Below are 8,942 nucleotides of genomic sequence, written 5' to 3'. Positions count from 1 at the left end.
TCGCTTGTAATGAGTGATTCCCATTCAGCAGCATATTTAAGCGCATTATTTAAGGTCATTTCGCTATCGGTAAACTGCCGGTAAAACGGAATACTGTTTATTAATCTATCATCCCCGTCCAGCAGTTCCAGGCTAACCGAACGCACATCGTTGCCATTCGTTCTTTTTAACGTATAGCATCTCGAAACCTTGTCAAGGTTTATATATTCGGGTCTTCCTTCATCCATGGCAAATATTAGGGCTCGGTTTTCCCAGTCCCAACCCACCAAATTATTATTGATCATTCTGTATCGGGACAAGTTCAACCCATAAGCCCGGGCAGCATCGTTGAGCCGGTCGATCATTCCGGCCTCACGTTTCTTCTTTAATCGTCTGCCAATCACTACAAATGGTAACACGATCAATACTAATAATATGCCTGTAATCAGGCTATTTTCAATAATTTGTTCCATAAGCTAATTAATTTATTGGATCTTTATACAGGATAATTGTTTAAAAATTAGTTTAATTGTGCAGCATTTATTAGGGTTTCATCACATGCAGTAGTCTGTTTAGCTGCACAAGCTGTTATCAACCTAATAGTTGCAGCCAATGTATTTTGGTGAAAAGCGGTTACAGAAGCTACTTTATTATTTGTAGTCGATTTGATAAGCCAGCAGGCGGCACCAAGGGCAACCTGAAAAGGACGAACACTATAGCAGGCATGTGCCCCGTGCCCTATTGCCTGCAATATATCACGCTCCCTGGCCAAATCACCCGAAGCAATAATCTTAGTTGGCAATCTATACTCAGCAATTGCAAGCCGCACAGCATCAATTGCTGTAAATAATGCTGTGAACGGCGCATTTTTCTCTGCTGTACTTTCCACTGTCACAAAATCCAGATATATAACGTTGGCTGCCATTACGCGGCAAAGCCGTGCAATTAGTGCATGATCTGCCGCGGTCACGTACACACCCGTAGGTTTACCTCCTGATAGTATCTTAAGGCGCTCCAGAAAAGCAATGAGGCGGTTTAAAGAGGTTTCCGAAACATCCGGTAAAAAGTGTGCAGCTTTTATCCTGATCTCGATCATTTTTATATAAGGCCGGTTTGCTGCTTGTTTGAATGTGGCTTCTTTAAAGGAACCGTCAGTATTCCTATACGAGGGATCCAAACGATCCATTCGCCATATTAAGTCACTGCCTCCTCTTAGCAATTCGGGAACAATGCCCAACACTCCGGTATTAACGGCACAATCACTCGTCTTCGCGCCCCTTGACAAAGCCAGTAACGAACCCTTATCAAGTGCTGCAATGTTTAATGACCCAATATTTAACAAATTCATTCGGTAAGGCAGCCGGCAATTACCTGTACCAATTTCTGTAAAAAGCATGTTGCCGGCCATTAGCAAGGTTGTATCGCAGCATTGTACCAACTTGTGGCCCACATCAAAAGCAAACCCATCGGCGTTGGTGCCGCTTAATAATACACCTGGTCGGGACCTGCCAATAATAAGTTGTAGATCAAAGTCAGATAATAAACAGTGCTCTGATAAAGCGTTTTGATTACGGGAGAACTGTTCATACAGCCAAAGTTGAACCAAAGACAGTACAATGCCCGAAAGGGTACACCATAGATAATCGAAGAAGAGACCTGCGATAACAAGGCTCGTATTTATTAAAAAAAGCAGGGAAAAACCAATACCTGCCCATGTACGAGATGAAGAAAAATTCATAAGTAAGCATTATTAAGACAACAAAAACGTTCGTTTTGTGAACGGCCCCAAAACCAAAAATGGCTGGGGCTTACTTAATAAAGTCCTTACTTGTTTTTAGGAAAGCATAACTAAGCTTTAAGCCGGTGATCACAGCAACGGGCATACCACTAACCATCCGCAATTTAATTGCAGGAACAGGTTTTAATATGTATGACATCGGCTGTATTGGCTTCATGAATACGAAGGTTAAAAATGTAAAACGATAATCTGAACGCTTTATTACAATATACCAAGATTAGCAGTCATTTTATGCTTTACAATCAGCTCAGTCTTTAGCAGATAGTTATGCACAATAACTGAATTCAGTTATCTATCTATAATAGTAGGGAGAAGAGTTGACGCTAATGCCATACTGATGCAGCCATTTACGCATCCCGCAGTTCCGGGTAATTGATAAAAAGTAGAATAATTAAGGGTAACCGATTTAATGTTCTACCTTTACCCACAGACATGGAAGAAAGAAAATATCTAACAACCTGGAGAAAATACATCCCGGTTATACGTTTACACCTGAAAAGAAGCCTCACCGAAGATCAAAGCTTTAAGCTAAATATCACCGATTTTGAATCGGCCGGCGACAGGGGAAAATCAGGTTATACCTTTAACATCGCGATGGAAAACGGTAAAGTAATCAATAATATTAGTGGTTCGGCGGTAGCACGCGACTTGTACGAAGCCTTAAAAACCGATGAAGCTATTAAAGCGATGCTGCAGGAAAAAAACATTAAGATAAGCGTAGGCAAGTCTTTTATCTTAAGCATAAAAACAACTCACGTATCTGCTTTTAAATAGGCAAATGAATACGAAAAGAAAAGCCATACGTTATTAACGTATGGCTTTTTTGGTTAACAAGGGTAAATTATTTATGCAGCGGCGGCTGAAAATGTAAACCGATCGCTATCCTGTTCCACGCGTTTATAGTTATAATAGCCATTATTACCTGGCCCACATATTTGTCGCCTAAAACTTCAACAGCTTTGTTGTAAGTATCGTCGGATACACCACCTTTGTTTATTAATGTAACTTCTTCTGTTAAGGCAAGTATAGCTTGTTCCTTTTCATCAAAAAACGGAGTTTCTCTCCATGCGCTTAGTGTGTATATGCGCTGCTCTGTTTCACCCAATTTGCGGGCATCTTTGCTGTGCATATCTAAACAATAAGCACAACCGTTTATTTGTGAAGCGCGGAGCTTTATTAATTCTTTGTGTATTGGTGTAATTTCGGTGCTACTAACATAAGTTTCAAGCGCACTCATGGCTTTGTAGGTATCAGGCTGGGCCTGTAAAATGTTTGTCCTTTTCATTGTCTTTTGTTTTGTTAAGACAAAGTTGCACATAAACATCCCTCCAAAAAATGAACCGAGTTTAAGAAAGTGAGAATAGAATCAAGACAAATCCCTTTTATCTTGATTCTTGTCTCTTATAATCTTACTTCTCTTTTTTCGCTCTTATTCTACTTAAAAACTGCGGCGTAAAACCCAGGTACGATGCCAGCATGTACTGCGGAATGCGCTGTACAAAATCAGGGAACATGGCGGTAAAATAGTGAAAACGCTCTTCGTCGGTTTGGTTAAAAAGAAAACCAATACGGCGCTGTGATGCTATAAACGCCCTTTGCATGGTTAACCTGAAGTAGGTTTCCAATTTTGGCACTTGTTCAAGTAAGGGTGCTTTATCTTTATTGTGCAGCAGTAGTATTTCTGATGCTTCAATAGTTTGAATATAAGTACCGGCGGGCACATGGTTTACTATGCTGTCATGGTCGGCTATCCACCAGTTTTCTAAACCAAACTGTACTATTTGTTCATTTAATTTGGCATTCACATAATACTGCCTCACCAAACCTTTTAACACAAAATATTCGCCTTTGCAATGCTGGCCGGGTTCCAGGATGATTTCTTTCTTCTTAAATTTCTTCAGTTCCATCCTATCGCACAGCAATTGCTCTTCGGCTGGGGTAAGCTGTACCTGGCGTTTTATATGGGCAAGTAGTTGTGGATACATTTCGACGGCTAATTTAATTAATCCCGGGGTATATCCTCTTTTAAAAAAGCTTTTTCGCCCCTTGCTATTACCAACATTTAAAAATACATTTACTTGTATATCACACTAACCCTTATCCCCTATGAATCCATATATTGGAGAAATAAGAATGACAGCCTTTGACTATGCACCAAAATTTTGGCTTACATGCAACGGCATGGAGTTAAATATCCGTGAATTCAATGAACTGTATGAAGTAATTGGCACAACCTATGGCGGAGATGGAAAAGAAACTTTTAGGTTACCCGACCTTAGTGGCCGTGTACCTATACATTACGGGCAGGGCGAAGGCCTGTCCAATTACCCGATGAACCAGGTTACAGGGTCGGAATTTGCTACACTGCACACCAATACCGGCAAGCCGGCAGAAGGCGCGGTTTACACCAACGAAACCGAAACCGGCCTTATCAATATCCAGCCTGCTCTTGCTGTTAATTTCATTATAGCCACTTTTGGCGCTAAACACTATAAATAAACAATATGCTACCCTATATTGGCGAAATAAAAATGGTACCATTTACAGATGTGCCCGATGGCTGGGTATCATGCAACGGGCAAAAATTATCCATAACAGAAAACATGCCGTTATACTCCCTGCTGGGCAGCACCTACGGCGGTGATAACAAAACTTATTTTAACCTGCCCGATATGCGCGGCCGCGCGCCTGTATGCGCGGGGGGAGGCATAGGGCTTTCGGACTATTGCCTGGGGCAAAAGGCAGGTTCAGAACAACCTGTTACTAAAGATGTGCAGACCAAAGAAGGAAGTTTGGGTGTACTGCAGACAGAGGGCACCGGTGAGGGGCAAGCGGTTGTTAACGGAACGTATTCAAATATGCAGCCCTCAATTGCTTTAAATTTCATTATCGCCCTTAGGGGTATATTTCCAAGCCGCTTTTAAATCAATTATATATGAATAATGACGAACAATTTATTGGTGAAATAAGGATGTTTTCAGGCGATTTCGCGCCTAAAGGTTGGGCATTTTGCAACGGGGCACAATTTGATACCAAAAAAAACACTTTTCTATTTTCATTATTAGGCTATCATTTCGGAGACGTCAGTCAACGCATTGCCAGGTTGCCCGATCTGCGCAGTCGCGTACCAATAAATTATGGAGAGATAAAAAGATCAGAATATTATGAGGTAGGAACCTCCATGGGTACCGAAAAGGCATCGGCCAGTAAAAGTATGCCGGGGCATTACAAAGCCGGGGCTCCAACCCAATTTAAGGCGGCCGAGGTTAACCACTCTATTATCCAACCCGTATTAGCCGTAAATTTTATTATTGCTTTAGAGGGAGTATATCCGCCCAGGCCTTAAGGCAGTTTAAACTTAAACCTGAATTGTACGTCTTTACCTGTTTGGGTTTGGTCGGTTATAGCCTCGCCATCAACTTTTACGTAGGTGTGTAAACTGCTTGCCGGGGTGGTTTGTGGCAGCTTAACATCTACAGTAAAGTCGCAGTTTTTGCCCGAAGGTAATTCCACCGTATAATCTAACTTACCACTGTAGAGTTTTTCGATGTGCTTGGTGTTATCCTTATCACTGTAAGTAATGGTGGCGGTTGTTCCTTTTGGGATATCGGTCATATAATTAACCATATAAGTGGGCTTTTTAGCCATCTTTAATTCGCCGCGGTTCATATCATAAACAGTGTAACTGCAGCTGCTGGTTATTAAGGCAACAATAAAAAGGTAAAGGTATTTTTTCATATGTATAATAGTGATCTGGTTTTGTTGTATCAAAAATGCAAAAACGGATTGAAGCATCCAATGAGTAGACGCGGCAATCCGTTAAAAGGTGTCGAATGTTATTAAACTTATTTTAAAGCATCAGCCGCATAGGCACGGCATATCTTCACTTCTTTAACAGCATCAGAACCATCAGGTATTTTGTACTCCAGCTCAATAGTAGCCGGGAATTTATACTTATTCTTTTTCATTAGCTGCAGCACTTCTTTTATTGGTGTATCACCCTGCCCCCATGGTGCATTTGGCCCATCGTTAAACTTGCGGTCTTTTATGTGCATACTGGTAATACGGTCGTGATACTTCTCTATAAACGGCACCGGGCTGCTGCTTGTACCCGATGCATAATGGCCAATATCAAGGTTTATACCGTTGTATTTGGATTGTGCCAGCGCCGCATCCCAAAGCGTTGGTGTAGCCTGTGTATGGGCATGGTAACCAACCATCATTTTATGTTTAGCTGCAAGGTCACCCAGGCGTTTGGTTTGTGCTTCGTCTGGTAATTCAACGGTTACATGATTTACACCAAGCGCTTTGCCTGCATTAAAAGCATAGTCAATCTCGGCATCGGTATTTTTCGCGCCAAGGGCATTGGGCTTCCAGGCGTATATGGTTACACCTGCATCATTATACATTTTGCGGAGTTCTTTAAATTTATCCATAGCAACACCGGCACGCCACTCGGCCATTTTTGGTGCAAAATCTGCCCAGTTTTGGTTTGACTCTCTTTTTGGTGCGCCTGCATATGCTTCGGCGGCATCCCCCATTAGTTCAATAGCATTTATATTGCAGTCAATGCAGTATTTAAGCAGGTCTTCGGCAGTACCGGGCATACTTCTAAACGAATAGGTGATCACCCCTATCTGCACCCCATTTATAACAGAATTTGGCTTAGCCGCGCTCCGTAAAATTGAACCCGCGAATGATATTTTGGATAGGAACAACATACTTGTGGCAGCAATTGCACCACTGCCAATAAAATAGCGCCTGCTTATGGTTTGCTTTTTCATAATAATACCCGGTTTAATTGATGTTGGTTGATATCAAAGTTATGATATTATTTATCTGGTCAAAATCTGTATTAAAAGTGTTACTTATACAGTATATACTATCGAATAAATCCTATAAAAAACAATTTCATAAAAATAGAATTGTATAATAAATGAAAAGTACAGCGAATATAAAAGGCCATCCTATCCACCCCATTTTGGTGGGTTTTCCAATCGCTTTTTTTACTGCAGCGCTTTTATTTGATGCAATAGCTTTTTTTTATAAAAACAATGTTTTTTGGCTAATGGGCAAATACATGGTAATTGCCGGTATTGTAAGTGCCATACTAACAGCTATCCCCGGAGTGATTGATTACTTTTTTACCGTGCCGCCTAAAAGCTCGGCTAAAAAACGAGGGGCACAACACGGCATACTTAATACAACCATGCTAATACTGTTTGTTGTTGCCTTTTTTATCAGGCAAAAGCAAATTTCTTTTTCACCAATTATATTTGAATTTGTTGGCTTTGTTACCATGTTAATAGCGGGATGGCTGGGCGGGACTCTGGTGTACCGAAATCAAATTGGGGTTGACCCAAGGTATGCAAATGCGGGGAAATGGAAAGAAGCATACATTAACCAAAGCGGCAATGAATTTGAAGTGGCCGAAATTACTGAACTGGAAATAAACCAAATGAAATTGCTGCATATAAACAACGAGCGCATTGTACTGGGCCGAACCGAAAGCGGGTATGTTGCATTTAATGATAGATGCTCGCACAAGGGTGGTTCATTAGCCGGGGGAGCTATGATCTGCGGAACTGTACAGTGCCCCTGGCATGGCTCGCAATTTGATTGTAGTACAGGTGCTGTGAAAGCGGGGCCGGCAAAAGATGGTATTGATGTTTATGGAATAATTGAAAAGGGTGAAAAAGTTTACCTGAAGTTAGCCTATTAATATTATTCCCCTTCCAGCAACCCTTCATTATCCTTTAAACCTACGCCTGATAACTTCATCCTGAATGCTTCCTGTACCAGGTAAAAGATCTTATCGGCGGCCAAACTAAGATCCAAACCACCGGGGCGAATATTAGAGATACAGTTGCGGGAGTTATCCTTTAACCCGGGTTTGGGTTGATAAGTTAAATAGGCGCCTATGCTATCAGCAGCGCTTAAGCCGGGCCGTTCACCAATAAGCACAAGAGATAGTTTTGCATGTAGTTCGTGGGCTATATCATCGCCAATGGCTACCCTGCCCTGTTGTACCAGGCACAGCGGACCAAGCTTTAAATTAGCGGCCAATAATTTCGGTATTAATAGCTGCAACAAGGTAAGGACGTTTTCATTCATAGCTATTGCAGACAGGCCATCAGCTATGATGATAACAATATCGTCGCCTGTTATCTGGTCGGCCAGGCGGTTTAACGATTCTTCATTGGGTTTACGGCCCAGGTCCGGGCGTTGCAGGTATTGTGCACGGTTCTCTGCCCTGCTGTGTAATTGTAACACAGGGCGATGAAATTGCGCTAAAGCATCTTCTAACATTTCGGTATCCATAACAGAATACACCGCATCGCGGGCATGGGCATGCGCCAGTTTAAACTCCAGTAATTGCTTGGTAGGGATGCTGTTACCTGTGCTGCCTATAGCTATGCGGGCGGCTGTAAACTCCTTTAAAAAGCTTAACGGATCTGTTATTTCTGCCTGGGGTTTTGTTATTTTATCCATAAGCTCCCCATATTTTTTAATAATCCTTCAGATGCTGACGCTGAGCGGTTACCTTGTCCATCAAATATTCCCTGTTTAATAAGCCATTGCTCAAACTCCGGCGCTGGTCTAAGGCCAAGTACCTTGCGCAGATATAAGGCATCGTGGAAAGAGGTAGATTGATAATTCAGCATAATATCGTCACTACCAGGAATACCCATTATAAAACTGCATCCGGCAACTCCTAAAAGGGTAAGCAAATTATCCATATCATCCTGGTCGGCTTCGGCGTGATTGGTATAGCAAATATCAACGCCCATAGGCAAGCCGAGCAGCTTGGCGCAAAAATGATCTTCTAAGGCTGCACGGATTATCTGCTTACCATCATACAAATACTCCGGCCCAATAAAACCAACTACCGAGTTTACTAAAAAGGGATTAAACTTTTTAGCTACCGCATAAGCCCTTGCCTCGCAAGTTTGCTGGTCTATCCCGTGATGCGCATTGGCAGACAAAGCACTCCCTTGCCCTGTTTCAAAGTACATCACATTATTGCCCACAGTTCCGCGGTTTAGCGATAGCGTTGCCTCGTGAGCCTCTTCCAGTAAATTTATGCTGATACCAAAACTTGTATTGGCTTTTTCTGTACCGGCAATAGATTGAAAACACAGATCGACAGGTGCATTTTTATTAA

General features: G+C 41.9%; 14 protein-coding genes. 5 read left to right on the top strand and 9 right to left on the bottom strand.

Annotated elements, in window-relative coordinates:
• The 3 genes from JWQ85_RS04770 to JWQ85_RS04760 form a co-directional block, all read right to left on the bottom strand.
• A partial coding sequence (locus JWQ85_RS04770) for a hypothetical protein (RefSeq protein ID WP_299464735.1) occupies positions 1 to 452 on the bottom strand: 452 nt, incomplete at its 3' end.
• A 47-nt stretch (positions 453 to 499) separates the two neighbouring features.
• Positions 500 to 1,717 carry a hypothetical protein gene (locus JWQ85_RS04765; protein WP_299464732.1) on the bottom strand — a complete coding sequence of 406 codons (1,218 nt, stop codon included), beginning with the start codon at positions 1,715 to 1,717 and terminating at the stop codon, positions 500 to 502.
• 70 nt (positions 1,718 to 1,787) lie between these two features.
• Positions 1,788 to 1,934, bottom strand: coding sequence for a hypothetical protein (locus JWQ85_RS04760; RefSeq protein WP_299464730.1), 147 nt, complete (start codon positions 1,932 to 1,934; stop codon positions 1,788 to 1,790).
• A 275-nt stretch (positions 1,935 to 2,209) separates the two neighbouring features.
• On the opposite strand from JWQ85_RS04760, the gene JWQ85_RS04755 reads away from it, so the two are divergent.
• Positions 2,210 to 2,551, top strand: coding sequence for a hypothetical protein (locus tag JWQ85_RS04755; protein WP_299464727.1), 342 nt, complete (start codon positions 2,210 to 2,212; stop codon positions 2,549 to 2,551).
• A 67-nt stretch (positions 2,552 to 2,618) separates the two neighbouring features.
• On the opposite strand, the gene JWQ85_RS04750 is transcribed toward JWQ85_RS04755, so the two are convergent.
• Together JWQ85_RS04750 and JWQ85_RS04745 are read right to left on the bottom strand one after the other, a co-directional pair.
• Complete coding sequence (locus JWQ85_RS04750) at positions 2,619 to 3,062, bottom strand: carboxymuconolactone decarboxylase family protein (RefSeq protein WP_299464724.1); 444 nt, start codon at positions 3,060 to 3,062, stop codon at positions 2,619 to 2,621.
• Positions 3,063 to 3,186: 124 nt separating this feature from the next.
• A complete protein-coding gene (locus JWQ85_RS04745; protein ID WP_299464721.1) occupies positions 3,187 to 3,762 on the bottom strand; it encodes a Crp/Fnr family transcriptional regulator in 576 nt (191 codons plus the stop codon).
• A 121-nt stretch (positions 3,763 to 3,883) separates the two neighbouring features.
• Between JWQ85_RS04745 and JWQ85_RS04740 the strand changes: the two genes are divergently transcribed.
• Genes JWQ85_RS04740 through JWQ85_RS04730 form a run of 3 tightly spaced genes read left to right on the top strand, consistent with a single transcriptional unit; the run spans position 3,884 to position 5,123 of the window.
• Positions 3,884 to 4,276 carry a phage tail protein gene (locus JWQ85_RS04740; RefSeq protein WP_299464718.1) on the top strand — a complete coding sequence of 131 codons (393 nt, stop codon included), beginning with the start codon at positions 3,884 to 3,886 and terminating at the stop codon, positions 4,274 to 4,276.
• Between the two features lie 5 nt (positions 4,277 to 4,281).
• On the top strand, positions 4,282 to 4,701 hold the full coding sequence (locus JWQ85_RS04735) for a phage tail protein (protein ID WP_299464715.1): 420 nt from the start codon (positions 4,282 to 4,284) through the stop codon (positions 4,699 to 4,701).
• A gap of 11 nt (positions 4,702 to 4,712) precedes the next feature.
• Entirely contained in the window at positions 4,713 to 5,123 is a 411-nt protein-coding gene (locus JWQ85_RS04730) for a phage tail protein (RefSeq protein ID WP_299464712.1), read from the top strand.
• Here the strand turns inward: JWQ85_RS04730 and JWQ85_RS04725 are convergent.
• Together JWQ85_RS04725 and JWQ85_RS04720 are read right to left on the bottom strand one after the other, a co-directional pair.
• Positions 5,120 to 5,515 (bottom strand): hypothetical protein, encoded by a 396-nt coding sequence (locus JWQ85_RS04725; protein ID WP_299464709.1) that lies wholly within the window; start codon positions 5,513 to 5,515, stop codon positions 5,120 to 5,122. The genes JWQ85_RS04730 and JWQ85_RS04725 overlap by 4 nt on opposite strands.
• Before the next feature lie 107 nt (positions 5,516 to 5,622).
• The gene (locus tag JWQ85_RS04720; RefSeq protein ID WP_299464706.1) at positions 5,623 to 6,561 is read right to left on the bottom strand and encodes a sugar phosphate isomerase/epimerase; all 939 of its coding nucleotides are present in this window, start codon (positions 6,559 to 6,561) and stop codon (positions 5,623 to 5,625) included.
• A 152-nt stretch (positions 6,562 to 6,713) separates the two neighbouring features.
• On the opposite strand from JWQ85_RS04720, the gene JWQ85_RS04715 reads away from it, so the two are divergent.
• Positions 6,714 to 7,499, top strand: a complete 786-nt coding sequence (locus JWQ85_RS04715) for a DUF2231 domain-containing protein (protein ID WP_299464703.1) — start codon at positions 6,714 to 6,716, stop codon at positions 7,497 to 7,499.
• Positions 7,500 to 7,501: 2 nt separating this feature from the next.
• On the opposite strand, the gene eutC is transcribed toward JWQ85_RS04715, so the two are convergent.
• Both eutC and eutB read right to left on the bottom strand, forming a co-directional pair.
• Complete coding sequence (eutC, locus tag JWQ85_RS04710) at positions 7,502 to 8,269, bottom strand: ethanolamine ammonia-lyase subunit EutC (protein WP_299464701.1); 768 nt, start codon at positions 8,267 to 8,269, stop codon at positions 7,502 to 7,504.
• A partial coding sequence (gene eutB / locus JWQ85_RS04705; protein WP_299464697.1) for an ethanolamine ammonia-lyase subunit EutB occupies positions 8,257 to 8,942 on the bottom strand: 686 nt, incomplete at its 5' end. The genes eutB and eutC, both read right to left, overlap by 13 nt.

This window comes from Mucilaginibacter sp. (genome assembly GCF_028288105.1).
Taxonomy (GTDB): domain Bacteria; phylum Bacteroidota; class Bacteroidia; order Sphingobacteriales; family Sphingobacteriaceae; genus Mucilaginibacter.
The sequence above is the reverse complement of the archived record's forward strand: the minus strand, read 5'-3'. Positions and strand labels throughout refer to the sequence as shown.

Coding starts and splice junctions, on each gene's coding strand:
- JWQ85_RS04765 (WP_299464732.1), bottom strand. CDS start 1,717: ATGAATTTTTCTTCATCTCGTACATGGGCAGGTATTGGTTTTTCCCTG.
- JWQ85_RS04760 (WP_299464730.1), bottom strand. CDS start 1,934: ATGAAGCCAATACAGCCGATGTCATACATATTAAAACCTGTTCCTGCA.
- JWQ85_RS04755 (WP_299464727.1), top strand. CDS start 2,210: ATGGAAGAAAGAAAATATCTAACAACCTGGAGAAAATACATCCCGGTT.
- JWQ85_RS04750 (WP_299464724.1), bottom strand. CDS start 3,062: ATGAAAAGGACAAACATTTTACAGGCCCAGCCTGATACCTACAAAGCC.
- JWQ85_RS04745 (WP_299464721.1), bottom strand. CDS start 3,762: ATGTATCCACAACTACTTGCCCATATAAAACGCCAGGTACAGCTTACC.
- JWQ85_RS04740 (WP_299464718.1), top strand. CDS start 3,884: ATGAATCCATATATTGGAGAAATAAGAATGACAGCCTTTGACTATGCA.
- JWQ85_RS04735 (WP_299464715.1), top strand. CDS start 4,282: ATGCTACCCTATATTGGCGAAATAAAAATGGTACCATTTACAGATGTG.
- JWQ85_RS04730 (WP_299464712.1), top strand. CDS start 4,713: ATGAATAATGACGAACAATTTATTGGTGAAATAAGGATGTTTTCAGGC.
- JWQ85_RS04725 (WP_299464709.1), bottom strand. CDS start 5,515: ATGAAAAAATACCTTTACCTTTTTATTGTTGCCTTAATAACCAGCAGC.
- JWQ85_RS04720 (WP_299464706.1), bottom strand. CDS start 6,561: ATGAAAAAGCAAACCATAAGCAGGCGCTATTTTATTGGCAGTGGTGCA.
- JWQ85_RS04715 (WP_299464703.1), top strand. CDS start 6,714: ATGAAAAGTACAGCGAATATAAAAGGCCATCCTATCCACCCCATTTTG.
- eutC (WP_299464701.1), bottom strand. CDS start 8,269: ATGGATAAAATAACAAAACCCCAGGCAGAAATAACAGATCCGTTAAGC.